This window comes from Streptomyces sp. NPDC058308, from assembly GCF_042880275.1.
Lineage (GTDB): Bacteria > Actinomycetota > Actinomycetes > Streptomycetales > Streptomycetaceae > Streptomyces.
Window position 1 is genome coordinate 124,275 of the sequence record NZ_JBHVZA010000012.1, and the last position, 25,344, is coordinate 149,618.

At 72.0% G+C, this 25,344-nt stretch carries 22 protein-coding genes; 12 read left to right on the forward strand and 10 right to left on the reverse strand.

Annotated features, from left to right (window positions below):
* The first annotated feature begins 112 nt into the window (after positions 1–112).
* The 4 genes from ACFVYL_RS18370 to ACFVYL_RS18385 all read left to right on the forward strand — a co-directional run bounded on the left by ACFVYL_RS18370 (position 113) and on the right by ACFVYL_RS18385 (position 5,326).
* A complete protein-coding gene (locus ACFVYL_RS18370) occupies positions 113–1,513 on the forward strand; it encodes a rhodanese-like domain-containing protein (RefSeq protein ID WP_389717090.1) in 1,401 nt (466 codons plus the stop codon).
* A gap of 353 nt (positions 1,514–1,866) precedes the next feature.
* On the forward strand, positions 1,867–2,658 hold the full coding sequence (locus ACFVYL_RS18375) for a sulfite exporter TauE/SafE family protein (protein ID WP_389717093.1): 792 nt from the start codon (positions 1,867–1,869) through the stop codon (positions 2,656–2,658).
* A 136-nt stretch (positions 2,659–2,794) separates the two neighbouring features.
* The gene (locus ACFVYL_RS18380; RefSeq protein ID WP_389717094.1) at positions 2,795–4,183 is read left to right on the forward strand and encodes an aldehyde dehydrogenase family protein; all 1,389 of its coding nucleotides are present in this window, start codon (positions 2,795–2,797) and stop codon (positions 4,181–4,183) included.
* 63 nt (positions 4,184–4,246) lie between these two features.
* Complete coding sequence (locus ACFVYL_RS18385) at positions 4,247–5,326, forward strand: zinc-binding dehydrogenase (protein WP_389717299.1); 1,080 nt, start codon at positions 4,247–4,249, stop codon at positions 5,324–5,326.
* A gap of 17 nt (positions 5,327–5,343) precedes the next feature.
* On the opposite strand, the gene ACFVYL_RS18390 is transcribed toward ACFVYL_RS18385, so the two are convergent.
* The 4 genes from ACFVYL_RS18390 to ACFVYL_RS18405 all read right to left on the reverse strand — a co-directional run bounded on the left by ACFVYL_RS18390 (position 5,344) and on the right by ACFVYL_RS18405 (position 10,740).
* Positions 5,344–8,643, reverse strand: a complete 3,300-nt coding sequence (locus tag ACFVYL_RS18390; RefSeq protein WP_389717096.1) for an NACHT domain-containing protein — start codon at positions 8,641–8,643, stop codon at positions 5,344–5,346.
* Positions 8,640–9,017: a hypothetical protein gene (locus tag ACFVYL_RS18395; protein ID WP_389717097.1), complete on the reverse strand. Its 378-nt coding sequence runs from the start codon at positions 9,015–9,017 to the stop codon at positions 8,640–8,642. The genes ACFVYL_RS18390 and ACFVYL_RS18395 overlap by 4 nt, the downstream gene beginning before the upstream one ends.
* Positions 9,018–9,046: 29 nt before the next feature.
* Positions 9,047–10,048: an urea transporter gene (locus tag ACFVYL_RS18400; protein WP_389717099.1), complete on the reverse strand. Its 1,002-nt coding sequence runs from the start codon at positions 10,046–10,048 to the stop codon at positions 9,047–9,049.
* Between the two features lie 101 nt (positions 10,049–10,149).
* On the reverse strand, positions 10,150–10,740 hold the full coding sequence (locus ACFVYL_RS18405; RefSeq protein ID WP_389717100.1) for a dihydrofolate reductase family protein: 591 nt from the start codon (positions 10,738–10,740) through the stop codon (positions 10,150–10,152).
* Between the two features lie 69 nt (positions 10,741–10,809).
* On the opposite strand from ACFVYL_RS18405, the gene ACFVYL_RS18410 reads away from it, so the two are divergent.
* Complete coding sequence (locus tag ACFVYL_RS18410; protein WP_389717103.1) at positions 10,810–11,385, forward strand: TetR/AcrR family transcriptional regulator; 576 nt, start codon at positions 10,810–10,812, stop codon at positions 11,383–11,385.
* 9 nt (positions 11,386–11,394) lie between these two features.
* Here the strand turns inward: ACFVYL_RS18410 and ACFVYL_RS18415 are convergent, their stop codons facing one another.
* On the reverse strand, positions 11,395–12,051 hold the full coding sequence (locus tag ACFVYL_RS18415) for a TetR/AcrR family transcriptional regulator (protein ID WP_389717105.1): 657 nt from the start codon (positions 12,049–12,051) through the stop codon (positions 11,395–11,397).
* Between the two features lie 91 nt (positions 12,052–12,142).
* On the opposite strand from ACFVYL_RS18415, the gene ACFVYL_RS18420 reads away from it, so the two are divergent.
* The 3 genes from ACFVYL_RS18420 (at position 12,143) to ACFVYL_RS18430 (ending at position 14,375) form a co-directional block, all read left to right on the forward strand.
* Entirely contained in the window at positions 12,143–13,294 is a 1,152-nt protein-coding gene (locus tag ACFVYL_RS18420; protein ID WP_389717108.1) for an acyl-CoA dehydrogenase family protein, read from the forward strand.
* Between the two features lie 59 nt (positions 13,295–13,353).
* Positions 13,354–13,641: a YiaA/YiaB family inner membrane protein gene (locus ACFVYL_RS18425; RefSeq protein ID WP_389717110.1), complete on the forward strand. Its 288-nt coding sequence runs from the start codon at positions 13,354–13,356 to the stop codon at positions 13,639–13,641.
* A gap of 95 nt (positions 13,642–13,736) precedes the next feature.
* The gene (locus ACFVYL_RS18430; protein ID WP_389717113.1) at positions 13,737–14,375 is read left to right on the forward strand and encodes a TetR/AcrR family transcriptional regulator; all 639 of its coding nucleotides are present in this window, start codon (positions 13,737–13,739) and stop codon (positions 14,373–14,375) included.
* 39 nt (positions 14,376–14,414) lie between these two features.
* On the opposite strand, the gene ACFVYL_RS18435 is transcribed toward ACFVYL_RS18430, so the two are convergent.
* A complete protein-coding gene (locus ACFVYL_RS18435; RefSeq protein ID WP_389717114.1) occupies positions 14,415–14,879 on the reverse strand; it encodes a MaoC family dehydratase in 465 nt (154 codons plus the stop codon).
* A 119-nt stretch (positions 14,880–14,998) separates the two neighbouring features.
* Between ACFVYL_RS18435 and soxR the strand changes: the two genes are divergently transcribed.
* Complete coding sequence (gene soxR, locus ACFVYL_RS18440) at positions 14,999–15,469, forward strand: redox-sensitive transcriptional activator SoxR (RefSeq protein WP_389717116.1); 471 nt, start codon at positions 14,999–15,001, stop codon at positions 15,467–15,469.
* A 139-nt stretch (positions 15,470–15,608) separates the two neighbouring features.
* Positions 15,609–16,127: a hypothetical protein gene (locus ACFVYL_RS18445; protein ID WP_389717118.1), complete on the forward strand. Its 519-nt coding sequence runs from the start codon at positions 15,609–15,611 to the stop codon at positions 16,125–16,127.
* A gap of 12 nt (positions 16,128–16,139) precedes the next feature.
* Here the strand turns inward: ACFVYL_RS18445 and ACFVYL_RS18450 are convergent, their stop codons facing one another.
* On the reverse strand, positions 16,140–16,748 hold the full coding sequence (locus tag ACFVYL_RS18450; RefSeq protein WP_389717121.1) for a hypothetical protein: 609 nt from the start codon (positions 16,746–16,748) through the stop codon (positions 16,140–16,142).
* Positions 16,749–17,071: 323 nt separating this feature from the next.
* On the opposite strand from ACFVYL_RS18450, the gene ACFVYL_RS18455 reads away from it, so the two are divergent.
* On the forward strand, positions 17,072–19,930 hold the full coding sequence (locus ACFVYL_RS18455) for a penicillin acylase family protein (protein WP_389717124.1): 2,859 nt from the start codon (positions 17,072–17,074) through the stop codon (positions 19,928–19,930).
* A 12-nt stretch (positions 19,931–19,942) separates the two neighbouring features.
* Here ACFVYL_RS18455 and ACFVYL_RS18460 read toward each other — a convergent pair whose 3' ends face one another.
* The 3 genes from ACFVYL_RS18460 to ACFVYL_RS18470 form a co-directional block, all read right to left on the reverse strand.
* Positions 19,943–21,211 carry a serine-threonine protein kinase gene (locus ACFVYL_RS18460; RefSeq protein WP_389717127.1) on the reverse strand — a complete coding sequence of 423 codons (1,269 nt, stop codon included), beginning with the start codon at positions 21,209–21,211 and terminating at the stop codon, positions 19,943–19,945.
* Positions 21,212–21,275: 64 nt separating this feature from the next.
* Positions 21,276–22,529: an MFS transporter gene (locus ACFVYL_RS18465; RefSeq protein WP_389717300.1), complete on the reverse strand. Its 1,254-nt coding sequence runs from the start codon at positions 22,527–22,529 to the stop codon at positions 21,276–21,278.
* 156 nt (positions 22,530–22,685) lie between these two features.
* The gene (locus tag ACFVYL_RS18470) at positions 22,686–24,020 is read right to left on the reverse strand and encodes an erythromycin esterase family protein (protein WP_389717130.1); all 1,335 of its coding nucleotides are present in this window, start codon (positions 24,018–24,020) and stop codon (positions 22,686–22,688) included.
* 147 nt (positions 24,021–24,167) lie between these two features.
* Between ACFVYL_RS18470 and ACFVYL_RS18475 the strand changes: the two genes are divergently transcribed.
* On the forward strand, positions 24,168–24,887 hold the full coding sequence (locus ACFVYL_RS18475) for an alpha/beta fold hydrolase (protein ID WP_389717132.1): 720 nt from the start codon (positions 24,168–24,170) through the stop codon (positions 24,885–24,887).
* Positions 24,888–25,344: the final 457 nt, after the last annotated feature.

Below are 25,344 nucleotides of genomic sequence, written 5' to 3' on the forward strand. Positions count from 1 at the left end.
GGCCCCGTCAGCCGCGAGCGGCCCGGAGTGGCGTGAGTTTTTCGGCGGCGTGGCGGTGATTCCCCTGAACGGGACATCACCGGGTACACCACCCTGAGAAGGGAGCAATTCCGTGTTCTTTGTTGAAACCCTGGAGTTCGAAGGCCTGGGCAACCGCAGTTACCTCGCGGGCGGCCCGAGTACGGCGGTCGTCATCGATCCGCCGCGGGACGTCGACCGCATGATCGCTGCCGCCGCCCGGCGAGGGGTGCGCATCGCCCACGTGGCGGAGACGCACCTGCACAACGACTACATCAGCGGCGGCCTCGAACTGGCCCGCCTCACCGGCGCCCGCTACCTCGTCCCGGCCGACGCCGACGTCTCCTTCCCCCGTACTCCCGTCACGGACGGCGACCCGGCCGAGGTGGACGAGCGCCTCGTCCTGCGGGCGATCGCCACCCCGGGCCACACCCCGCACCACACCTCGTACGCGCTGGAGGAGAACGGGCGCGCGGTGGCCGTCTTCACCGGCGGCTCACTGCTGATCGGCACCACGGGGCGTCCGGATCTCGTGGAACCGCGGCTGACCGAGCACCTGGCCCGCGCGCAGCACAGCTCCGCCAACCGCCTTGCGGCGACGCTCGACGACGAGGTGCCCGTGCTGCCCACGCACGGCTTCGGCAGTTTCTGCTCCTCCACCCAGGCCGAGGGCCACGCGACCACGATCGGCAAGGAACGCGCGGTCAACGACGCGTTCACCCTGGACGCGGACGCTTTCGTGGAGCGGGTCCTCGCCGGACTGGACGATGTGCCCGCCTACTACGCGCACATGGGCCCCGCCAACGCCGCGGGCCCCGCGCCCGTCGACCTCACTCCGCCCGAGCCCGCCGACGCCGAGCGGATCGCCGTGCGGCTGGCGGCGGGGGAGTGGGTGGTCGACCTGCGCGGCCGGGTCGCCTTCGCCGACGGCCACGTGGCCGGATCCTTCAACTTCGAGGGCAGCGGCAAACCGGCCACCTATCTGGCCTGGCTGATCCCGTGGGGCAAGCCGGTCACCCTGCTCGCCGACACTCCGGAGCAGATCGCCGACGCGCAGCGGGAGTTGGCCCGGGTCGGCATCGACCGCCCGGCGGCTGCCGCCACCGGAGACCCGGCCGCCTGGGTCCGTGCGGGCGAACAGCTCGCCTCCTTTCCCCGCGCCTGCTTCGCGGACCTCGCCGGTGCGTACGCGCGGGGTGGCGACGGCGAGCGCGGCGCGGATGGCGAGGACGGCGCGGACACGGTGGTGCTGGACGTGCGCCGCCATTCCGAGCGCGCGGCCGGTTTCATCGAGGGCTCCGTGCACATTCCGGTGCACGAGCTGCCCGGCCGGCTCGGTGAGGTGCCGGCCGGCAGGGTGTGGGTGCACTGCGCCGGCGGCATGCGCGCGGCGATCGCCGCTTCCGTCCTGGACGCGACCGGACGAAAGGTCGTCGCCGTCGACGACGGCTTCGAGGCGGCGGCCGCCGCGGGGTTGCGCGTCGCCCGGCCTTGAGGCCGCGCTCCCCCGTGCAGGGGTTGTTGCTCGACCGGTACGGGGGCTGTTGCTTTACGGGTGCGGAGCTGAGTGCTCGCACGAAGCCGTGTGCTCCACGCGCCCCGTGCCACGCACCCCGCGCCCCGTGCTTCCCGCGCCCGGAACCTGTCGCTCCACCGCACAGGCCCCCTTCCTCCGCCCGCACAGAAGCACGCGATCAGAAGGCCCCCGATGTACCCCTCGCTCCACCGTCCTGGCCGCCCGTCTCGCCGTCCTGGCCGCCTGCCTCACCGTCCTGGCCGCTCCGGACCTGATCAGGCTCCCTCCCGCGGGACCGGGCGCGGCACCGGACACCGCACTGGGCGAATAGCGTGACCGCCCTGATCCTGGCCCTGCTCGCGGGCGCCGTCGTCGGTCTGGCTCTCGGTGCTCTCGGCGGGGGCGGCAGCGTTCTGGCCGTGCCCGCGCTGATCTACCTGCTCGGCTTCACCCCCGCCGCGGCCACCACCGCCAGCCTCGTCATCGTCACCGTCACCTCGCTGACAGCCCTGTACGCGCACGCCCGCGCCGGGAAAGTGCGGTGGCCGGCCGGAGCGGCTTTCGCGGCCGCCGGGATTCTTCCGGCGGCCGCCGCCGGAGCCGCCGCGGCCCACCTGCCCCAACCCGCCCTCACCGGCGCCTTCGCGGCCATAGCAGTCCTCGCCGCCGTCAAAATGCTCCGGTCCACCGATACCGGCCGCTCTGATACGGGCCGATCCGACATCACCCGCCCCGCCACCCGCACCGCCGGCCGCTCCGTACGGCTGGGCAGAGCCGCCGGAGCGGGCGCCGCCCTGGGCGCGCTGACCGGGCTGCTCGGCGTGGGCGGCGGCTTTCTCGCCGTGCCCGCCCTCGTCACCGTCCTCGGTTTCGAGATGGAGGCCGCGGTCGGCACCAGCCTGCTGGTCATCACGGCCAACTCGCTCGCCTCGCTGGCCACTCGCTCCGGCGCCGCAGCCTCGCTCGACTGGGCGGTGGTCGGCCCCTTCATCGGGTCCGCGATCCTGGGTGCCTGGGACGGCAAGCGCCTGGCCGCGAAGGTCTCGGGGCCCCGGCTGCAGCGTGTCTTCGCGATGGCCCTGCTGACCGTGGCCGCCTTCATGCTGGCCGACGCCGCGACGTGATCAGGACGTGAGGCGACCTGCCATGGCGCGACGGCGACTCAGAGGGGGCCGGCGCGTGGCCCGGTCCCTGATGCCCCTGGTGCCAGAAAACTATCAGCGCTAGTTTGGGGCGCGGACGACTACCTGGAGGAATGCGATGAAGGCCCACGACGGGATGTACATCGACGGTGCCTGGCGACCGGCCGCGGGCACCGACAGCATCACGGTCCTGAACCCGGCCGACGAGCAGCCCGTGGGCCAGGTCCCCGCGGGCACCGCGGAGGACGTCGACGCCGCGGTCCGCGCGGCCCGTGCCGCCCTGCCGGGCTGGGCCGCCACACCGCCCGACGGACGCGCCGCCCTGATCGGTGCCCTGCGCGACCGCCTCGTGGCCCGCAAGGACGAGATCGCCGAGACCGTCACCGCCGAACTTGGTGCGCCGCTGCCGTTCTCGCAGGCCGTGCACGCCGGGGTGCCGATCCTGGTCTCCGGCTCGTACGCCGAACTCGCCGCGACACACCCCTTCGAGGAGCAGGTGGGCAACTCCACCGTCTACCTGGAGCCGGTCGGCGTCGTCGGCGCGATCACGCCCTGGAACTACCCCCTCCACCAGATCGTCAACAAGGTGGCGCCCGCGCTCGCCGCGGGCTGCACGGTCGTGCTCAAGCCCGCCGAGGACACCCCGCTCACCGCCCAGCTCTTCGCCGAGGCGGTGCACGAGGCGGGCGTACCCGCGGGCGTGTTCAACCTGGTCACAGGGCTCGGCCCGGTCGCGGGCCAGGCGCTCGCCGAGCACGAGGGCGTCGACCTCGTCTCATTCACCGGCTCCACCGCCGTCGGCAGGCAGATCGGCGCCACCGCGGGCGCGGCCGTCAAGCGCGTCGCCCTGGAGCTCGGCGGCAAGTCCGCCAACGTCATCCTGCCGAGCGCCGACCTCGCCAAGGCCGTGGGCGTCGGCGTCGCCAACGTCATGTCCAACTCCGGCCAGACGTGCAGCGCCTGGACCCGCATGCTGGTGCACACCGACCGCTACGACGAGGCGGTGGAGCTCGCCGCGGCCGCGGTCGCCAAGTACGGCCCGCGCATCGGCCCCGTCGTCAACGCCAAGCAGCAGGCGCGGGTGCGCGGCTACATCGAGAAGGGCGTCGAGGAGGGCGCCCGGATCGTGGCGGGCGGCCCGGAAGCCCCGAAGGACAAGGGCTACTTCGTCCAGCCGACCGTCTTCGCCGACGTCACGCCCGAGATGACCATCGCTCAGGAGGAGATCTTCGGCCCGGTCGTCTCGATCATCCGGTACGAGGACGAGGACGACGCCCTGCGCATCGCCAACGGCACCGTGTACGGGCTCGCGGGCGCGGTGTGGGCGGCCGACGACGCGGAGGCGGTCGCGTTCGCCCGCCGGATGGACACCGGACAGGTCGACATCAACGGCGGCAGCTTCAACCCCCTGGCTCCCTTCGGCGGTTACAAGCAGTCGGGCGTCGGCCGCGAACTGGGCGCGCACGGTCTGACCGAGTACCTGCAGACGAAGTCACTGCAGTTCTGACCCGCCCCATCTGTCTCAGCTCCGCCCCCTGAGCCCGACACCTTCCCCAAGGAGTACGTGAACGTGGTCCGCGCCGCCATCCTCCCCGCCGTCGGCTCCCCGCTGGAGATCGCCGAGATCGACCTGCCGGAGCCGGGCCCCGGCCAGGTCCGGGTGCGCCTCGCCGCAGCCGGGGTCTGCCACTCCGACCTGTCCCTCACCAACGGAACGATGCGGGTCCCGGTGCCCGCCGTACTCGGCCACGAGGGCGCGGGCACCGTGGTCTCCGTCGGGGAGGGCGTCACACACCTCGTGCCCGGCGACGGTGTCGTCCTGAACTGGGCGCCGTCCTGCGGCAGTTGTCACGCCTGCTCGCTCGGCGAGGTCTGGCTCTGCGGCAACGCCCTCGCGGGCGCCGCGGACGTCTACGCGAAGCGGCTGGACGGCACGGAGCTCCACCCCGGCCTGAACGTCGCCGCGTTCGCCGAGGAGACGGTGGTCGCGGCCGGCTGCGTCCTGCCGGTCCCGGACGGCGTCCCGCTCACCGACGCGGCCCTGCTCGGCTGCGCCGTCCTGACCGGATACGGCGCCGTGCACCACTCGGCGCGGGTGCGCGCGGGCGAGACCGTCGCCGTGTACGGCGTCGGCGGGGTGGGCCTCGCCACGCTGCAGGCCGCCAGGATCGCGGGCGCCGCGCGGATCGTCGCGGTGGACGTCTCCCCCGAGAAGGAGGGTCTCGCGCGCTCGGCGGGTGCCACGGAGTACGTGGTCGCCTCGGAGACGACGGCCAAGGACATCCGCAAGCTCACCGGCGGTCAGGGCGTCGACGTGGCCGTGGAGTGCGTGGGCCGCGCGGCGACGATCCGTACGGCCTGGGAGTCGACGCGGCGCGGCGGCCGCACCACGGTGGTCGGCATCGGCGGCAAGGACCAGCAGGTGACCTTCAACGCCCTGGAACTCTTCCACTGGGGCAGGACGCTCTCCGGCTGCGTGTACGGCAACTGCGACCCCGCGGTGGACCTCCCGGTCCTCGCCGGGCACATCCGCGCGGGCCGCCTCGACCTGGGCACCCTGGTGACCGACCGGATCGGGCTCGACGACATCCCGGCGGCCTTCGAGAACATGATCGCGGGCAAGGGCGGCCGGGCGCTCATCGTGTTCTGAGGCACTGTGTTCCGAGGTCAGACGCGTAGCTTCAGGAGAGCGAGGGGGAGGGGGTCGGTGACCTCGTGCCAGGGCACCAGGTCAGGGTGCTTGCCCCACCGCTGCGCCTCCTGAAGCTGTACGCGGTCGCGGACGTGGGCCCGCAGTTCGTCCGACCAGTACGGGACGTTGTCGGCCAGTCGCCCGAGGCCCAGTCCGCGCACGGATTTCCTGGCCAGCGCGATGTCACGGTCCGATGGCCAGGGCGCGTCCACCCGGAGCAGGCTCACCAGGGGCCAGTCCTCGTGCCCGGGGTCTCCGTGGGCGATCCAGTGGGCGACCAGGGCGTCCCAGGTCTCGGGCGCATCATTGAGCTCGGCGACGGTCGCGCACAGCGACCGGAACGTGCCGTCGTACAGCAGGCGGCGGGCCCGCGCGATGACGTCGTGGGCCGTGCCCTTCCCGCTGGACCACTCCTGGAGCGAGAGCCGCTGTGCGAGAGCGGCGAACTCCGCGTCGTCGGGGCAGTCGGAGAGCGCCAGCAGGGCGGTCTCGTATGTGAGGTGGAAGGTCTGCAGGGCGGGGATGCACCCGATCGCCTCACGTAGCTGCCGGGGTGACGCCGGCGGGTCGCCGCGCTCCAGACCGTATTCGCAGAGGGGGAGGAGCAGCCGTTCGGCGATGGTTGCCCGTGCGGTGGGCAGGCCGCCACCCTGCGCGGACCAGATGCTCCAGACGTCGGCGGCCAGCGAGAAGATACGGGGATCGGAACCGGCCGGCAATGCCCAGTGGATCGTCGCGAACGGAAAGCCGCTCGAAGCCACGTGGCTGTCGAGGGAGCCCTTCCGCAAGTAGGTCTCGATGTCGTGCAGCCGCACGCCGTGCATCGCCCAGCGGTTTTCCGCGGCAAGCCAGGCCAGGCTGTCGGGCGTTTGTGGCGGAGGCCCCCCACCGACCAGCCATTCCCGGACCGGCCAGGGCAGCATGCGCGACGCCGAGAAGTCCGGGAAGTCCGACCGCTTGCGGGCGAGCGAGTCGAGTACGGCGGTGGTGGGCGTGGCCAGCATGCTCGCCGCCTCGCCCCAAGCCGCCCAGTTCGGGTGGCAGCCGTCCGGCGGCGTGGCCAGCGGCCACAGCCAGCGCGAGTCCAGCAGGGTGTTCGGACCGGACAGCGGCCAGATGTCTTCGAGCACCGGACTGCGGAAGCCGGATGAGGTCGCCCCGGAGTGCATCACCTCCCAGGCTGCCTCCGCCCAGGCCGGGAGATAGATCCGACGTGCGTGCGCGTCCGTACGTACCGCGTGGGGATCGGCCCTGGGCAGACAGCCCGCGAGCTGTTCCGGCCCGACGACCTCGGGGATCGCGACGTCCAGCAAGAGGTCAGGAAGCAGCTGCGGGGACGCCGAGTCCAGGTGGGCACGGGCCGCCGAGCCCGCCACCGCGTTCCCCGCCTCGGCCAGCTTGTTGAGGAAACGCCAGAGAGCCAGGGAATGACGTCGCCCCGGGGAGTCCGTCGTCATGCGGTCGAGCAGCTCGTCGAGCCGGGGCCCCTCGAACAGCGGCGCCGCGGCGCGGGCGAGCCGGTCGGCGCGCTCGTCGAGGTCGGCGATGACGTCCACGTCGGGCAGCAGGTGGTGGACATACCGCGCGTCGAGCTCCGGCAGGTCCGCGAGCAGATCGATGGCCAGTTCCGCGCCCCGCAGATACAGGGAGGCCGTCCCCGTGAACTCCGCAAGATCCAGCTCGGCCAGAGCGGTCACCACCGAGTCCCGCAGGTCCCGTACGCCGAGACGGCCCGGCTCGAAGGCCGCCGCGGCCATGAATCTCGCCACGTTGCGCCACGGTTCGCTTGCGGCGACGGCGCGGAAACGCTCGCGCACCAGCTGCTCGTCCGCGGTTTCCGACAGGTGGGCGGCGGCCAGGAACTCGACGAGGGACTTGATCTGGAAGCCCACGACGTCGGTGTCCACGCCGACGATCAGGACCAGGCGTTCCCTGGCGAACCGCTGGAGCCGCTCGACCACCTCGGCCTCGTCGGCGCCGGTGGGGGCCCCGATGTCGCGCACCACCGAGCGGGCCATCGCGGCGAACTCCTCGGCGCGGATGCCGCGTGCGTCCTGGCGCCGCTCACTGGCGACCATGATGTGGAAGGCGGCCCGCCGGTGTAGTTCGTCGACGAGTCCCCGGTGCTGCTCCAGAAAGGTGCCGAGCTCCCCGCCCCGGCCTTCCTCGCGGGCGTAGACATGGTCGTAGTAGCGGGCGAACAACCGGTGGCGCCCCGAGGGCAGTTCGCCGGAGCCGGCCAGGATCGAGACCACCAGCGCGACGTGCAGGGGCGTGTTCAGGATGTCCGGCAGGTCGCCGTGGCGGGCCGCCTCGCTGAAGAGCCCGAGGAGCCGCTCACCCGCCGCGCCGTCGCCCGCCAGGACGGCCGCATGCCGCTGGGCCTCGTCCGGGGTGAGGTCCGCCAGGGTCCAGGAGGCGAATCCGTGCGGGCGCAGGTCGTTCCCGTACGCCTGCGGCCTCGACGTGACGATGATCGACGCGTCGGCCCGGTCCAGCTGCAGGTCGTCGGCGAAGTCCCTGACGTGGCCGAGGACGGCGGAGCGCTGCCGGGGCGACACCTCGTCGTATCCGTCGAGGATCAGCACGGTGGGCGCCGAGCGGGCCAGTGTGCGGACCTCTGCCGTCGAGACCTCGGTCTGGAGGAGGCGTTCGTAGCGGTGGGCGAGGTGGTGCCACAGGGACCGCCGGGTCTCGGTGGCGCCGGTCAGGTACGACGCGAACGCGTCCGCCTCCACCCAGAGCGGGAACCGCGCGGTGGCGGGCGGCGCCAGCTCCAGCCTGCGCAGACCGCGCTCGACGCGGTCGAGTTCCGTGACGGTCCGTGGGGAGAGCAGTTCCGCGTCGCAGGTCCGCAGCAGATGGGCCCGGTGCAGATGGGCGAGCATCTGCACGGCGGTGGTCTTGCCCTGGCCAGGACCGCCGGTCAGGACGGTACGGAACGACGCCGTCTCCATGGCGAGGTACTGCTTCACGAAGTGCCGCGGGGCGCCCCCGGCGCTCTCCTCGCCCTCGTCCTTCGACGGCAGCCGCACGAGGAGGTCCACGAACGCCTCCGCGATGCCGCGGTGCTCCCGCACGAGCGCGGGGTCCAGCAGCCGGACGGTGGCGCCGTCGTGGAACTCCCGCTGGAGGACCCGCAGGAGAAGCCGCTCGGTGCCGCGCGTCCGGGGCTCCGTGCGCGCGTCGTCGCCCGCGAGGTGGACGGTGACGTCGCCGTGGAAGACGGCGCCGGGCGCGTTGAGCCCGGACGAGCCGTCGACGTGGTTGCTCACGGCCCGCCGGGCTCCGGCTCGTCACCGAAGTTCATGGTGATGGGCCCGGTGAACGTGGACCCCGGCGCGTTCAGGCCCCGGGAGTCGTTGACCGTGTTGACGTGCGGCGCCGACGGCCCCAACCGGAGTGACAACGACTCCAGTTCACGCCGGAACCCGGCGTCGGAAGCGGCCAGTTCCCGCAGCGCCCCGCCCAGCCGGCGTACCGCCTCGGGGTCGGCCGCGTCCCGCTCGTCGAGGACCGCCACGACGGCGGGATCCCGTGAGAACCGCTCGCGGAGCCGTTCCCACAGGGCGGTGGCGGCGTTGGTCCCCAGTTGTCCCCCGGCCCCGCCGAGCGCCGCGGCGGCCAGTGCGTCGAAGGCGATGCTCATGACGTCACGTTAGCGCCCCGCGCCCGCCGCTACCGGCCCGAACCGGTAAGCCGGGGAAAGGAGTTGGCCCCGGCCAGGAACACCAGCGTCGTCAGCACGAACGGCCACGTGAACGCGTGCCCGCCGGCCGGCGCGAAGAGCGCGGCCACCGCGGGGCCGAGTGCCGTCGCGGTGGCCGCGCCCAGGAGCGCGTACGCGAGGGTCGCGGCCCGCGCGGGCAGGAAGACCCCGCACAGGGCGAGCGCGACGAGGACGGCGTTGTATCCCATGGTGCCGTCGGCGATCTGTGCGGCGGGGGCGCCGAGGGCCCACGCGGTGGCGATGGCGACGGCGTTGCCGAGGCACGCGACGGCCGCCGTGCGCGGGCCCGCGACCAGGAGGCCGAGCAGCAGCAGGGCGCCCACGTACCACTGCGGCATGAAGAAGATCTGGCCGAAGCCCGCGAAGAACGCCCGGGCGAGGTCATCCGGTCGGAGGGTGGTCGGTCCTGTCGCGGGCGCGGTGAGCGATGCCAGGCCCGCGCCGTGGTGCCAGATCCGCCGGAAGCCGGGCGCCGCGATCGTCGTCACGGTCGCGACCAGGCAGAACGGCAGGGTGAGCGCGGGCAGTCCCCGGGCGCCGAGCAGCCGCACCGCGGCCGCGGTCACGACCGTGACGACCGCGCAGCCCACGACCGCGAGCAGCGCCGTCGAGGTGTGCTCCGGGCCGAGGAAGACCGCGAACGACAGCGCCGTCAGACAGGCGTTGAACCCTTCGAGGCCGGTTAAGACGCGGTCCCGGTCAACTCCCAGGAGCTGTGCGGTGGCCGTGCCGACGGCGGTGCCCGCCAGGCCGTAGAGCCCGTACTCCCAGCCCGCGGCGAAGAGCGCCGCGCAGAAGAGGGCGCCCGCGGCCGTGCCCGGCAGGAAGGTCACCTGCCCGTGCCCGCGCAGCACTTGGGCGGCGAAGGCGCGGGCGCGGGGTGCCCCGACTGCCCGGCCCGTGCCGCCGGTCGAGCCACCGGCGTCCAGCGCATCCGTCGCGTGCCCCACGGCCACTCCCGCGTGATGTATTTGTTTTCGTCCGGGCCCGGCGGCCAGGCCTGCACCCGGAAAGACGGATGCAGAGTACATCTACTGCCTCGGCCGCCGCCTCACCGGACCGCTTCGAACCACGTCACCAGGACACCGTTCGCGAACGTCTCGCGCGCGGTCGGGCGGAACCGCGTGGGGTCGAACTCCCCGTCGAAGAGCGGGATCCCGGCCCCCGCGACCACCGGATAACTCTTGACGATCAGCTCGTCGAGCTCCGGCAGCAGCGCGGCCGCGACCCGCCCCCCGCCGCAGAGCCAGATGTCCTGCCCCTGCTGCCGCTTGAGGTCGCGGACCAGTGTGAGCGGATCGCCGCCCGCCACGGTCACCGCCGGGTCCGGCGCGCTGTCGAGCGTGCGGGACAGCACGTACTGACGCAGGTGTGCGTACGGGCTCGGGGCGCCGTGGGCCAGTGCCTGGCGGTAGGTGTTGTGGCCCATCAGTACCGTGTCGAAGCGCAGGTTGGGGGACCCGTCGAGACCGGCGAGCGGGCGCAGGGCCGTGGGGACCGTCTCGGGGTAGCGGGCGTTGACCGACGCGGCGTAGGCGGCGGCCTGCTCCTCGTCGCCCACCGGGTAGAAGTCGGCTTCGCCCGCGGGGCCCCCGATGCGGCCGTCGACGGAAGTGCCGATGTAGTACACGAGCTTGCGCATTCGGTGACTCCCCATGTAGTACTCTTTCTGTAGTGGTCGAAACGTAGTACTTCGAATGGAGTGGTGTCAATGGTGCGCAGGAACGACGGCCGACGGGCGGCCCTGGTCGACGCCGCCATCGAGGTGCTGGCCAGAGAGGGCGCCCGGGGCCTGACCTTCCGGGCGGTGGACACCGAGGCGGCCGTGCCCACCGGCACCGCCTCCAACTACTTCGGTAACCGCGACGACCTGCTGACCCAGGCGGGCGCCCGGGTCTACGAACGGCTCATCCCCGACGAATCGGTGATCGAGCGCCAGCGGACGGCCGAGCGGGACAAGGCGAGCTACGTCGAGCTCATGCGGGAGGTCGTCGGCCGGGTCAGTGGCTTCCGTACGGGCTATCTGGCCCTGCTCGAACTGCGCCTCGAAGCGACCCGCCGCCCCGGGCTGCGCGCCGTCCTCACCGAGCGCGTCCGGGCCGACCTCGACGCCAACCTCGCGTACCACGAGGCCTCCGGTCTTCCCGGGGACGCCAAGGCGGTCAAGCTGCTGTATCTGGCGCTCAACTGGCTCATCCTGGAGCAGCTCACGCTGCCGGACGTCCTCTCGGAGGCCGAGCGCGACGAGCTCGTTGTGACGGCGGTGGAGCGCTTCATCACGGACTGACCCGACCCGTCAGGTCCGCGCCGTCACCTGTTCGTACTGCATCGCGAGCCCGTCGAGGAGTGCCCGCAGGCCCGTCTCGAAGGCCCGCTCGTCGATGAGCTGTTGACGGTCGGCGAGCAGGTGGGCCTGGCCCAGGTGCGGATAGTCGGCGGGGTCGTACGCGGCCTCGTCGTCCACGAAGCCCCCGGCGAAGGAGCCGAGCGCGGAGCCCATGATGAAGTACCGCATCAGCGCGCCGATCGACGTGGCCTGCGCGGCGGGCCAGCCCGCGTCGACCATCGCCCCGAACACCGCGTCGGCGAGCCGCAGTCCGGCCGGGCGGCGGCCGGGGCCGCTCGCGAGGACCGGGACGATGTTCGGGTGCAGGGTGAGGGCGGCCCGGTAGGAGACCGCCCAGTCGTGCAGCGCCGTGCGCCAGTCGCGTCCGTCGTCGGGTTCGAACATCGACAGGTCGACCTGGGCGCTCACCGAGTCCGCGACTGCCTCCAGGATCTGGTCCTTGGTGCGGAAGTGGTTGTAGAGGGACGGGCCGCTGACGCCGAGCTCGGCGGCGAGGCGGCGCGTGGAGACGGCGGCGAGTCCCTCGGAGTCCACGAGTGCGCGCGCCGTTTCGACGATGCGTTCTCGGCTGAGGAGGGGCTTGCGCGGTCGGGCCATGCGGCACATAGTAGGGCTGCGCCAACAAACTAGCAGTGCTAATTTAAAACGCGACGTCATTCGAGTAACTCGCCGTAACCCCACGTGAGAGGTGCCCACCGTGAACCTGGAGCTCAGCGACGAGCAGGCCGCCGTCCGCCGGCTTGCCGAGGAGTTCGTGGCGCGCGAGATCACCCCGCACGTCGTGGAGTGGGACCGCGCCGAGAGCGTCGACCGGGCCGTCGTGAAGAAGCTCGGCGAGGTCGGCTTCCTGGGGCTCACCATCGACGAGGAGTACGGCGGCTCGGGCGGCGACCACCTCGCGTACTGCCTGGTGACCGAGGAGCTGGGCCGCGGGGACTCCTCGGTGCGCGGCATCGTCTCGGTCTCCCTCGGCCTGGTCGCGAAGACCGTCGCGCACTGGGGCAGCGAGGAGCAGAAGCGGCAGTGGCTGCCGGGGCTCACCTCCGGCGAGTACGTCGGGTGCTTCGGGCTCACCGAGCCGGGCACCGGCTCCGACGCGGGCAGCCTGACGACCAGGGCCGTGCGCGACGGCGACTCGTACGTCATCAACGGCACCAAGATGTTCATCACCAACGGCACCTGGGCCGATGTCGTGCTCCTCTTCGCCCGCACCGGCGACGCGCCCGGGCACAAGGGCGTCTCCGCCTTCCTGGTCCCGGCCGACGCCCCCGGCCTCACCCGCCGCACCCTGCACGGCAAGCTCGGCCTGCGCGGCCAGGCCACCGCCGAACTCGTCCTTGAGGACGTCCGCGTCCCGGCGTCGGCCATGATGGCGCCCGAGGGCAAGGGCTTCTCCGTCGCCATGTCGGCCCTCGCCAAGGGGCGCATGTCGGTGGCGGCGGGCTGCGTGGGCATCGCGCAGGCCGCGCTCGACGCCGCGGTGCGCTACGCCGGTGAGCGCGAGCAGTTCGGGAAGACCATCGCCCACCACCAGCTGGTGCAGGAGCTGCTCAGCGACATCGCGGTGGACGTGGACGCCGCGCGCCTGCTGACCTGGCGGGTCGCCGATCTCATCGACCGGGGGCAGCCCTTCGCAACGGAGTCGTCGAAGGCCAAGCTGTTCGCATCGGAGGCCGCCGTGCGCGCCGCCAACAACGCTCTGCAGGTCTTCGGCGGCTACGGCTACATCGACGAGTACCCGGCGGGCAAACTGCTGCGCGACGCGCGCGTGATGACCCTCTACGAAGGCACCAGCCAGATACAGAAGCTCGTCATCGGCCGTGCCCTCACCGGCGTTTCGGCCTTCTGAGTACGCACCTGAGTACCCGAGCGGATGTGGCGCGCGCCGCCCCCGCCGATGCTTGGCACATGACTGAGCCGCCTGTGAGACAGCAGACCACCAACGCCTTCTACGGCCAGGCCGTGGCCTCCTTCGCCGTGTCCATCGCAGCCGTCGCCGTCGGCATCGGCTATCTGGACGCCTCGGCCTGGGTGCGGGGCTTCCTCGCCATCGCGGTGCTCTATCTGACGACCTCCGCGTTCACCCTCGCCAAGGTGATCAGGGACCGGCAGGAGGTGGTGCAGATCGTCAGCAGGGTCGACCAGGCCCGCGTCGACAAGCTGCTCGTCGAACACGACCCGTTCGGCAAGCCCTGACCGACGCTGCGCAGGCGGGGGCTCAAAGACAGGCTCTAAGCGCTTGCTCACCGTCAGAGGTATGGTGTCCCTCCCGAAAGCTGAAGGAGTGGGCGATGAGCGCGGCGGAGGAGACCGGCGGCGAGGAGCAGCCGTGGGGCGAGGTGAGCCCCGACGCGGCCAGGCGACTCCTTGTCGCCGCCGTGGAGGCCTTCGCCGAGCGCGGCTACCACGCGACGACCACCCGTGACATCGCGGGCCGCGCCGGCATGAGCCCCGCCGCGCTCTACATCCACTACAAGACCAAGGAAGAGCTCCTCCACCGCATCAGCAGGATCGGCCACGACAAGGCCCTGACCATCCTGCGCACCGCGGCGGACGGCGAGGGCGGCGCCGCCGAACGGCTCGCGGCGGCCGTCCGCTCCTTCGTCGGCTGGCACGCCGCCCACCACACGACCGCGCGCGTCGTCCAGTACGAGCTGGACGCGCTCGGCGAGGAGCACCGCACGGAGATCGTCGCGCTGCGCCGCAGGTCGGACGAGGCCGTGCGGGACATCATCAACGACGGGGTAAGGGCAGGGGAGTTCGACGTCCCCGACGTGCCGGGCACCACGCTCGCCGTGCTCTCGCTCTGCATCGACGTGGCCCGCTGGTTCAACGTGGCGGGGCGCCGGACGCCCGACGAGGTCGGCGCGCTCTACGCCGACCTCGTGCTGCGGATGGTGGGTGCCCGGCCCGCGGAGCCTCAGAAGTAGCGGAGCCTCGTCAGCAGGAGGGCTCAGAAGCAGGAGGGCTCAGAAGTAGTAGCGCGACACCGACTCCGCCACGCACGCCGGCTTGTCGCCGCCCTCGCGCTCCACGGTGACCTTGGCCGTCACCTGCACGCCGCCGTCCTTCGTCGGCGTGACGTCGGTGAGCTGCGCCGTCGCGCGCAGCCGCGAGCCGACCGGCACCGGGGAGGGGAAACGGACCTTGTCGGTGCCGTAGTTGAGGCCCATCTTCATGTTCTCGACGCGCATGATCTGCGGTACCAGGCTCGGCAGCAGCGACAGCGTCAGATAGCCGTGCGCGATGGTCGTCCCGAAGGGCCCCTGTGCCGCCTTCTCCGCGTCCACGTGGATCCACTGGTGATCACCCGTGGCGTCGGCGAAGAGGTCGATCCGCTTCTGGTCGATCTCCAGCCAGTCGCTGTACCCGAGGTGCGTGCCGACCCCGGCACGCAGTTCCTCGGCCGACGTGAAGATCTTCGGCTCCGCCATGTCCCTGGCCTCCTAGACGTATGCAGAATCGTGCGCGGAAAGATACGCGGACTAAGCGCTTGCTCAGCATGGGGTGTGTGCCGACGCGTGTCAACGGACCAGCCAGTAGGGTTCGAGAGGTGCCCCAGATCCCAGAGAAGGTCCACGAACTCACGGTCGGCCAGCTGGCCGACCGCAGCGGCGTCGCCGTCTCCGCCCTGCACTTCTACGAGTCCAAGGGCCTCATCGCCAGCCGCCGCACCTCGGGCAACCAGCGGCGCTACCACCGGGACACCCTGCGCCGCGTGGCCTTCATCCGCGCCTCCCAGCGCGTCGGCATCCCGCTCTCCACGATCCGCGAGGCCCTCGACTCGCTGCCCGAGGAGCGCACGCCCAACCGCGAGGACTGGGCGCGCCTCTCGGAGGGCTGGCGCTCGGAACTGGACAAGCGCATCAAGCAGCTTGGCCGCCTGCGCGACCACCTCACCGACTGCATCGGCTGCGGCTGTCTCTCCCTGGACACCTGCGTGCTCTCCAACCCCGACGACGTCTTCGGCGAGCGGCACAGCGGCTCCCGGCTGATGGTGGAGCGCCGGACCCGGCAGTCCTGACGGTCAGCGCCCGCGCTCCGGCACGGCCACCGAAAATCCCCCCGTACCGCATCTAGCCGCGACCGCCGCCCCGGTATCACCGTGTCCTGTACGTACAGGAGTACGCGGAACACGTGGACACCGATCGGGGGAGAGGCCGATGTCCGTTGTCATCTGTTCACTGCTGTGGGACGCCGCACGGCACGGACGGCAGACCATCAGGTACGACAGTGACGGCTACCACCTGGTGCGCTTTCCGTACGGCGCGGGGGACGAGTCCTATGACCCGTGGCACATGCACGACCCCGCGAAGGGCGGCGGACGCCCCTCGAAGTTCCCGGACGCCCGCTCGGGGCTGATATGGCCAAGCCACGACGGCTGGGGGCTGCTCTCCGCGATGGTCTTCTGGGAGCCCTCGGCCAAGTCGATCGAGTACCGCTCGCGCTACGTCCGGGACCCGCTCGGCCTCACGACCGGGTACGACTCGACCGCGACGGCCGACTCGGCGCCGAGCAGGGGAGGGCAGTACCGCACCTACCTCTGGCAGCTGTTCGTGCACCCGGACACGCCTCTGGGCCTGAAGGTCTCGGCACGCGGCGTGGGAGACGTGAAGCTCGCCACGCCGCTGATGCACGCCCAGTTCAAGCTGGCCATACACACGGACGTGAAGACGCCCTGAGCCGGCCGCGCCTCACGCCGACACGAGGGGGCGCTCCCGTCGTGCCCGGGCCCGGGCCACCGCGTCCGGCGTGAGGAGGGGGGCCGGCACGACGATCCCGCAGCCCGCGCAGACCGGTCCCGACGACGGCTCGTGCGCCAGGCCGTGCTTGAAGACGAGGGAGGTGTCCGCACAGACCGGGCAGGCCGACCCCGGTTCCCTCTCCAGCGCCGCGATCAGCCGGCGCAGGACTTCGGCGAGGGGCTCGTGCGGATGGACGTCCGGGTCGTCGCACCAGGCGATGCCGAAACCGCCCCAGGTGCAGCGGTGCCAGTCGTCGATGCTCCCGGGGCGCCTGAGCCCGTCGTGCTTCTCCTTGCGGCGGCGTTCGGCGAAGCCCGCCTCGTAGGCGAGCCAGACCGCCCTCGCCGCCTCCAGTTCGTTCAGCGCCGCCACCAGCCGCGCCGGGTCGGGCGACCTGTCCTCCGGGCCGAACCCCGCCCGGGCGCACAGATGGTCCCAGGTCGCCCGGTGTCCGTACGGTGCGAACCTCTCCAGGCACTTGCGCAGCGAGTAGCGCCGCAGCGCCAGATCGCTCTGCGGATCACGCACCTGTCTCGCGAGACTCCGGAATCCGGCCATCGCCCTGCACCTCCGTCACACGTACTTCCGTACTGGTACCCGTGTTCCGTATTCGCCGGCGCCGCTGTCGGGACGGGCCGGGACGGGATCCGCCACGGTCCGCCGCTGTCGAAACGGCGTCGCCGAGTAGACGTATCGACACGCGATTCGGCTCCCTTATCGCGCACCCTTCTTCGCCTGCCCTGTTGAGCTGGTGTGATGCAGACACAAGGGGGGCGCGTTGTGGTGATTCGGAAAAGGCGACGCATGTTCATCTTTCTAGTTCGCCAACCCGCCAGTAGCCTCCGGCGCATCGGCCTTCCGCATGACCCGGAGGAGCACCCATGCGACGACGCAACGTCAGGCTCAGAACACTCACGGCGGGAGCGGCGCTCGCGCTCGGCGCCGCCCTCCTGGCGCCGCTGCCGGGAGCCGCGGCCGCGCCCCCCGTGACGGCGGCGAAGGAGCGGTCCGCCGAGTCCGCCGATTCCGCCGAGGAGACCGACTACTGCGAGGGCCGCTGCGCGGACATCCTGCCGCCCGGCGCGAACGGCAGCGCGACACTCGCCGAGATCCTCGCCCACCGGCTCCTGGGCACCCAACCCGCCCACGCGGACGACCAGTTGGGCCCGTACGACGCCCTGTCGTCCGGCTATCCCTCGCTCACCGACGACCGGCTCACCGAGTTCTTCAACGACGCTTCCTTCGGGGTGCCGGACGGTCAGGCCGCCTCCGTCACCAGGCCGCGCGACGACGTGACGATCACCAGGGACAAGAAGTACGGCGTGCCGCACATCAAGGGCACCACGCGCTACGGCACCGAGTTCGGCGCGGGCTTCGCCGCCGGCCAGGACCGGCTCTGGCTCATCGACCTCTTCCGGCACATCGGGCGCGGCGAGCTGACCTCGTTCGCGGGCGGCGCGCTCGCCAACCAGGGCCTGGAGCAGCAGTTCTGGCCGCAGGCCCCGTACGCGGAGAAGGACCTGGAGAAGCAGGTCGAGTACATCAGGTCGACGCAGGGCGAGCGCGGCAAGCAGGCCATGGAGGACGCGCAGGCCTACGTCGACGGACTCAACGCCTACCGGGTGAAGTCCAAGAACGGCCGCTACTTCCCCGGCGAGTACGTCCTGACCGGCAAGATCGACGCGATCACCAACGCCGGAGATATCCAGCCCTTCAAGATCACGGACATGATCGCGCTCGCCTCCGTGGTCGGCGGGCTCTTCGGCAACGGCGGCGGTGGCGAGGTCGAGTCCGCCCTGTCCCTGCTGAAGTCCCAGGAGAAGTACGGCGTCGAGAAGGGCACGGAGGTCTGGGAGTCCTTCCGCGCCCGCAACGACCCCGAGGCCGTGCAGACCGTCCACGACGGCACGAGCTTCCCGTACGCGGGCAGGCCGGAGCACGCGCGCGGCACCGCGATGCCCGACGCGGGGTCGGTCGAGCGCGAGCAGCTCGTCCACGACCGCGAGGGCGGGGCGAAGACCGGCGCCAAGGACCCGGTGAAGGCGCCGAAGAAGCTCAAGCCGCTGCAGGGCATGTACGACAACGGCGTGCTGCCCTCGGCGCTGTTCCGGGCCGACGGCCACAAGAAGGGCATGTCGAACGCCCTGCTCGTCTCCGGCGAGCACACCGCGAGCGGCAACCCCGTCGCCGTCTTCGGCCCGCAGACCGGCTACTTCGCGCCCCAGCTCCTCATGCAGCAGGAACTCCAGGGCCCGGGCATCAGCGCGCGGGGCGTCTCCTTCGCGGGCGTCGGCATGTACGTCCAGCTCGGGCGCGGCCAGGACTACGCGTGGTCGGCCACGTCCGCGGGACAGGACATCACCGACACGTACGCCGTCGAGCTGTGCGAACCCGGCGGCGGCACGCCCACGAAGCAGTCGACCGGCTACCTCCACCGGGGCACCTGCACGCCCATGGAGAAGCTGGAGCGCAAGAACGCCTGGAAGCCCACCCTCGCCGACTCCACGGCCGCCGGCTCCTACCGCATGCAGGTCTTCCGCACGAAGTACGGCATCGTCACGCACCGCGCGACCGTCGACGGCGAACCCGTCGCGTACGTCTCGCTGCGCTCCACCTACCGCCACGAGGCCGACTCCATCATCGGCTTCCAGATGTTCAACGACCCTTCGTACGTCAAGGACGCAGAGAGCTTCCAGCAGGCGGCGCAGCACATCAGCTACGCCTTCAACTGGTTCTACGCCGACTCGCGCGACATCGCGTACTACAACAGCGGCGCCAACCCCGAGCACGCGGACGGCGTCGACCCCGCGCTGCCGGTCAAGGCCGGGCCCGCGTACGAGTGGCGGGACTTCGATCCGCAGGACAACACCTCGGCGCAGACCCCGCCCGCCGAGCACCCGCAGTCCGTCAACCAGGACTACTACATCTCCTGGAACAACAAGCAGGCCAAGGACTTCAGCACGGCGGGCTTCGGCGCGAGCGCCGTGCACCGCGGCGACCTGCTCGACGGGCGGGTCGAGAAGCTCACCGAGGAGGGCGGCGTCACCCGCGCCTCGCTCACCCGGGCCATGTCCGAGGCGGCCGTCACCGACCTGCGCGGCGAGCAGGTGCTGCCCGAGCTCCTGAAGGTGCTGCGCAGCGCGCCGGTCACCGATCCGCAACTGGCCAAGGCGGTGCAGCAGTTGGAGGCCTGGCGCAAGGCGGGCGCGCAGCGCAACCAGACGGCGGCGGGCTCCAAGACGTACGCCCACCCCGACGCCGTGCGCATCATGGACGCCTGGTGGCCGAAGCTCGTCGAGGCCGAGTTCGAGCCGGGCCTCGGCAAGGACCTGTACGGGGCCCTGACCGCCCAGCTGGCCACCGACGAGGCGCCGTCCGCGGGCCACGGCCCCACCGGGGCGCACGCGGGATCGGCCTTCCAGTACGGCTGGTGGGGCTATGCCGACAAGGACCTGCGCAAGGTCCTCGGGGAGCCCGTGAAGGGCGCGCTCGCCGAGACCTACTGCGGCGGCGGCAAGCTCGACGCCTGCCGCGACACCCTGCTCGGCACGCTCGCCCGGGCCGTCGCCGAGCCCGCCACCGAGGTCTACCCCGGTGACGACACGTGCAAGGCGGGCGACCAGTGGTGCGCGGACTCGGTCGTCCACCGTCCGCTCGGCGGCATCACGCACAAGTCGATCCAGTGGCAGAACCGCCCGACCTACCAGCAGGTCGTCGAATTCCCGGGGCACCGCCCGTAGCCGGTACTCCGGTCAGGCGTGCGCGATCCGCCCTGCGGCGAACACGACACGTGCCAGCTCCTCGTGGCAGATGTCGCTGTGTGCGCCGGAGGGCGGGCCGCCGCGCCGCACCACCGGGGCCGCGTCGATGCTGACGCACCCCTTGGTGGGCACCTTCTGGCCCAGTTCGATCCGCTGGGTGCCGTCGACGGCGCGGATGCCGTTGTAGCCGATGGCGCCCCAGCGCTCCCACAGGTTCAGGAAGCCGGCGGAGTCGCCGGCCAGCTTCGAGGCGAGCGGATACAGCTTGCCCAGCGCGTCGTCGTGGCGGGAGTAACAGGAGACCAGCGGCCCGTCGATGCGGTCCTGCATGCCGTGCAGCGCGCCGCCCCGGAACTTGTCGTGCGGCAGCCGCTCGGCGAACGTGTAGTGCGAGAAGGCGCCTTCGAGCAGCGTCACCGACTTCACCGCGCGCACGTCCGCGGGCATCCCGCGCAGCGCGTACGCGACGAGCCTGCCGCCGAAGCTGTGCCCGATGAGGTGCACCCTGATGCTCGGCACGTCCGCCGCGAGCAGACCGATCGCCGGGCCGAGGCCCAACTGGCCGACCGCGCCCGCCCGGCGCTTCATCGCGTAGTACGAGCCCTGCCGCAGCAGTTCGTGGGCGCCGTCCCACAGCCGCTCGCGCAGCTCGCCGAGGAGCGCGGGCTCCCCGGTGTCCGCGCGCGCGGCGGCGAACACCTCGCAGACCTGGACCGCGTCGTCGGTGAGCATGGCGGGCTCGCCCGCGCCGGTGTCCTGGCCGAAGTGCCGGGCCGGGTGCGTCTCGCGCAGGGAGACCAGCTCGCGCACGTGCCGCCCGAACTCGTACATGCGGGACGGCACCCGTGAGCGCTCCGCCAGCAGCTCGGCGATCCGGTCCAGGGTCGCGCCGTGGTCGGGGAAGGCGCGGTCGAGCACCTGCCGCGTTGCCGGGTCGAGCACGGGGCGGCCGGGCGGTGTGGCGGGGACGGGGGCCGTGGCCGAGGGGTCGAAGTCGGGGACCGGTTCGTCGGGGAAGCGGATGGCGGGCCAGAGCACCCCGACATAGCCGAGGCGCACCCCTGGCCCGCACAGATCCCGGCAGGGCGTGAAGAAGCGCCGGAACAGCTTTCTGGCGTCCCTTTGCTGGTTGTTCCAGCCGTGTGCGAAGACCAGCAGATCGGTGACGCGTTCACTTTCCGCGCCGGACAGCAGCTGCGCGCGCTGCGCGGTGTCGACGTCGCCGTCGGCGTCGAAGGTCAATTCCCAGTAGGGCTCCACGCCGGTATGGTCCTGCCGCCTGAGCCGCCTGGCCAGATCCCGCGCACGACCTGCCGGAGCCGGTTCAGAGGAGTTCGCGCTCCCGGGTCTCCGGCAGCGCGAGGACGCAGAGCAGCGACACGACCGCCATCGCGCTCACGTACCAGCCCACCGAGGAGGAGCTGAACGCCGACTGCAGCCGGGTCGCCACAAGGGGCGAGACCGCGCCGCCGAGCACACCGCCCAGGTTGTAGGCGAGCGAGGCGCCGGAGTAGCGGACGTTCGTGCCGAACAGCTCGGGCAGGAAGGCGCCCATCGGACCGTAGACGACGCCCATGCAGAACAGCGCGCCGCCGAGCGCGAGGGCGATGAGGACGGGCTGCCCGGTGTCGAGGAGCGGGAAGAGGACGAGCCCCCACACCACCGCGAGCGCCGCCCCCACGAGGACCAGCCTGCGCCGGCCCGCGGCGTCTGAGCGCGTCGCGGCGAGCCAGGTGCCGGCCGCGAGGAAGAGGCACGCCACCAGGGAGAGGCCGAGCATGGTGTTGCGGGGGACGTGCAGGGTGCCGGTGGCGTATGCGAGGCAGTAGGTCGTGGCGGTGTAGAAGAGGCCGTACGCGATGACCATGCCGCCCGCGCCGAGCAGCAGTTCGCGCGGGTGGCGGCGGAGTACGTCGAGCGTCGGGACCTTGCTCGCCTCCTGGGCCGCCATGACCTTCGCGAAGACCGGCGTCTCGCTGATCCTGAGGCGTACGAACAGTCCGACGGCGACGAGGAGGAAGGAGAGCAGGAACGGCACGCGCCAGCCCCACGAGCGGAACGCGTCGTCGGAGAGCGTGGCCGAGAGCAGCCAGAAGACGCCGGTGGCCGCGGAGAACCCGACGGACGGGCCGAGTTGGGGGAAGGCCGCGTAGAGGCCTCGCTTCTTCTTCGGCGCGTGCTCCACCGCGAGCAGCGCCGCCCCGCCCCACTCGCCGCCGAGCCCGATGCCCTGCAGGAAGCGCAGGAGGATGAGCAGCAGCGGGGCCCAGGCGCCCCACGTGCCGTAGCCGGGCAGGAGGCCGACGAGGGCGGTCGAGAGTCCCATCAGGAGCAGCGAGGCGACCAGGACGGACTTGCGCCCGACACGGTCGCCGAAGTGTCCGAAGATCACCGAGCCGATGGGCCGTGCCGCGAACGCCACCGCGTACGTGGAGAACGACGCGAGGGTGGCGTTGACCGGGTCGAGGGTCGGGAAGAAGGCCTCGTTCAGGACGAGGGCGGCCGCCGTGCCGTAGATGTAGAAGTCGTAGAACTCGATGGCCGTCCCGATGAAGGAGGCCACGGCGACCCGGCGCAGGCTCTCGGGGCTCGCGTCCGGCTCCGCTCCCGGGTCCGCGGCGTGGACCTGCTGCTTCTCTGTGGCTGTCGCTTCGCTGTGCACGAGCGGCACTCTCATGGTGGATGTAGGGGGCAGTCAATACCTGGGACGGCCTGTCTCGTCCATTGAGACCGGTCAGTCCGCGGGCTGCCGGTGGGCCGCGCTGACCCGGTGCAGATGGATCAGGATGTCGTGCGAGGGCGCCAGGCGGATCTTGTACGGTCCGTCCGGCCACCCCGAGCCGATGCTGCGGGTCACGCGGGCCTCGCCGAGCCACTTCCTGGTGGTGGCGGGCAGGGTCCGCAGGTCCACGAAGTAGTCGTCGTGGCGCACCTTGTCGATGGTGTACTCGTTCATGCCGCGGGTGGCGGGGCCCACCGAGAAGGACTTCCACCTCTCGTCGTCCGTGCCCTGCGCCATGAACGACCCCTGGTCGAAGGTGAATCCGATGCTCGTGTATCGCTTGCCCAGCCGGTCGCGGAGGAAGGCGCCCTGCATCTTCGGGTAGCGCGGGTCGTACGTCTCGTACGCGACATGGGCGTTGTGGGCCGACAGGAACACCTTTCCGCCCGCGTACCGCTGCCACCACGCGGTGTTCTCCGCCATGATCCGGTCGCGGTACAGCATGGCGTCCCGCCTGCCCTCGTCCGTGTCGAGCGGGAAGGCGTACATGTCCGCGGTCTGCGCGATGGAGCGGGCATGCTGCAGCGCGAGCTCGAACGCCCGGGCCGCTGACCCCTTCTGACGCCCCCTCAGTAGTCCGTACGCCTCGCTCGCCTTCTTTGCCAACGCCTTGCGCTCGGCGAGCGGCAGCCCCATGTAGGTGTCGCCGTCCGTCAGGCGCCGCAGCGGGGCGTACAGCCGGTCGACCCGCCGCAGCAGATCCGGCTCGTGCGCGCGCAGGTGGTTCCGCACCCCGTCGAACAACTCGACGCCCTGCTGTGGGTAGTTGAGGTCGTTGCCCATGAAGCGCAGTTCGCGCTCGGGGTGGCGCTCGTTGTACGCGCGCATCCAGCGGAGCAGGTGCACGTACTCGTCCGTGTCCCACGGCGTCTTCGCCAGCTCCCGGTGGACCAGTTCGCGCGCGTCGCCCCCGCCGCCGCGCACATAGGCGTCGAAGCGCAGCCCCGTGGTCCAGCTGACCTCCTGGGCGAAGGTCGTGAAGCCCTTCTCCGCCACGAGGTGGGCGAAGACCCGCTCCTTCATGGTGAAGAACTCGTGCGACCCGTGCGTCGCCTCGCCCAGGCCCACCACGGAGGCGCCGCCCACCATCGCGTCCAGCGGCCGCAGGTCCTCGGTGCCGCCGCCCGGGGCGGTCGACCGCAGCGGGTGGGCCGCGCGCTCGATCGCCGCCACCGGGTCCGCGGGCCGCGGCGCGGCCCGCGCGGCCTGGGGGGCGAGCAGCGCCCCCGCCCCGGCCGCCGCCGCCAGCAGGAGCGGAACCCCGCGCCGCGTCACCCGTGTTGTCATGCCTGCCTCCCCAACGTGCCGGAATCCCTAGCGGATTCCGCGTGGAAGATCACGGTCCCGTGCGGGCGGACGCGGCACCATCCGGCAGGCACCCGCAGTCCCGGTGGGGTCTGCCCCACCGGGGCCACGGCGTGTAGGTTCGATGTCATGGCGGACTTCATCCTGGTGGCAGGCGCGTGGCTCGGCTCGTGGGCGTGGGAGGACGTGGCCGCGGAGCTGCGGGCCGCCGGGCACGGCGCCCACCCCCTGACCCTCTCCGGCCTCGCCGACAAGCAGCACGTGGCGACCGGACCGCAGACCCATGTGCAGGACGTCGTCGACGAGGTCGAGCGGCTCGGTCTGCGGGAGGTCGTCCTCGTCGGGCACAGCTACGCGGGCATCCCCGTCGGCCAGGCCGCGGAGCGGATCGGTGACCGGCTGTCCCACGTCGTGTTCGTCGACGCCAACGTCCCCGTCGACGGGGAGTCGTTCGCCTCCCTGTGGTGGCAGGGCGAGGCAGCGTTCGAGGCGCAGCTCGCCGAGGGCGACGGCTTCTGGGAGCCCCTGAACGCCGCGGAATTCGACGGTCAGGGCCTCGACAGCGAACAGGTCGCCCGGATCGCGAGCGGCGCGACACCGCATCCGGGTGCCACCCTCACCGACCCCGCCGTCCTCGAACGCCCGCTGGGCGAGCTGCCCGCGACGTACATCAAGTGCCTGCTCGACGGGGACGAGCCGATGGAGGACGTGGCCGACCTGCTCAAGAGCGAGCGCTGGCGGCTCGTCGAGATGGACACGGGGCACTGGCCGATGTTCTCCCAGCCGCGCGAACTGGCGCGGATCCTGCACGCGGGGGTCGCCCGTCGCGAGGTCGGCGGCCAGAGGTGAGGTAGGTATCAGCGGCGAGTTGGGCGCCGCCGACGGGGGCAGGGTCGTGCCGTCTGCCGTCTGCTGCGTGCCACCTGCCGCCTGCCGTCTGTTGCGTGCCGCCTGCCGTCTGCCGTCGCCCATGGGTGATCGCCCCGGTGGCCGCCTGCCGCTCGCCGCTCACTGCCCGCCGGTGCTTGCCGCTTGCCGCTTGCCCCTTGCCCCTTGCCGCTCGTGGGCGCTCGCCGCTGCCTGCGGCCCGTCAGAGCCCACCGCCCGGCCGCCCGTCGGCGCCTGCTGCCCGTCGCCGCGCGGACCAGCGGGGACCGGATCATCGTGCCGCCCCCGGACCCCGCCGCCCGGCCGCCCGCCCAGGGCCCCGTAGCCGTCCGCGGCCCAGGGGTCGTACCCCGCGTCGTAGCGCGGCCCCCAAGCTGCGGAACCCCGCCCCGCCGACCCCCTTTCGCCACGACATACC

What these genes read in the sequence shown, in the direction of transcription:
- ACFVYL_RS18475 (WP_389717132.1), top strand. Translation starts at nt 24,168, where the DNA reads ATGGCGGACTTCATCCTGGTGGCAGGCGCGTGGCTCGGCTCGTGGGCG.
- ACFVYL_RS18380 (WP_389717094.1), top strand. Translation starts at nt 2,795, where the DNA reads ATGAAGGCCCACGACGGGATGTACATCGACGGTGCCTGGCGACCGGCC.
- ACFVYL_RS18470 (WP_389717130.1), bottom strand. Translation starts at nt 24,020, where the DNA reads ATGACAACACGGGTGACGCGGCGCGGGGTTCCGCTCCTGCTGGCGGCG.
- ACFVYL_RS18425 (WP_389717110.1), top strand. Translation starts at nt 13,354, where the DNA reads ATGACTGAGCCGCCTGTGAGACAGCAGACCACCAACGCCTTCTACGGC.
- ACFVYL_RS18410 (WP_389717103.1), top strand. Translation starts at nt 10,810, where the DNA reads ATGGTGCGCAGGAACGACGGCCGACGGGCGGCCCTGGTCGACGCCGCC.
- ACFVYL_RS18405 (WP_389717100.1), bottom strand. Translation starts at nt 10,740, where the DNA reads ATGCGCAAGCTCGTGTACTACATCGGCACTTCCGTCGACGGCCGCATC.
- ACFVYL_RS18430 (WP_389717113.1), top strand. Translation starts at nt 13,737, where the DNA reads ATGAGCGCGGCGGAGGAGACCGGCGGCGAGGAGCAGCCGTGGGGCGAG.
- ACFVYL_RS18415 (WP_389717105.1), bottom strand. Translation starts at nt 12,051, where the DNA reads ATGTGCCGCATGGCCCGACCGCGCAAGCCCCTCCTCAGCCGAGAACGC.
- ACFVYL_RS18450 (WP_389717121.1), bottom strand. Translation starts at nt 16,748, where the DNA reads ATGGCCGGATTCCGGAGTCTCGCGAGACAGGTGCGTGATCCGCAGAGC.
- ACFVYL_RS18395 (WP_389717097.1), bottom strand. Translation starts at nt 9,017, where the DNA reads ATGAGCATCGCCTTCGACGCACTGGCCGCCGCGGCGCTCGGCGGGGCC.
- ACFVYL_RS18455 (WP_389717124.1), top strand. Translation starts at nt 17,072, where the DNA reads ATGCGACGACGCAACGTCAGGCTCAGAACACTCACGGCGGGAGCGGCG.
- ACFVYL_RS18445 (WP_389717118.1), top strand. Translation starts at nt 15,609, where the DNA reads ATGTCCGTTGTCATCTGTTCACTGCTGTGGGACGCCGCACGGCACGGA.
- ACFVYL_RS18435 (WP_389717114.1), bottom strand. Translation starts at nt 14,879, where the DNA reads ATGGCGGAGCCGAAGATCTTCACGTCGGCCGAGGAACTGCGTGCCGGG.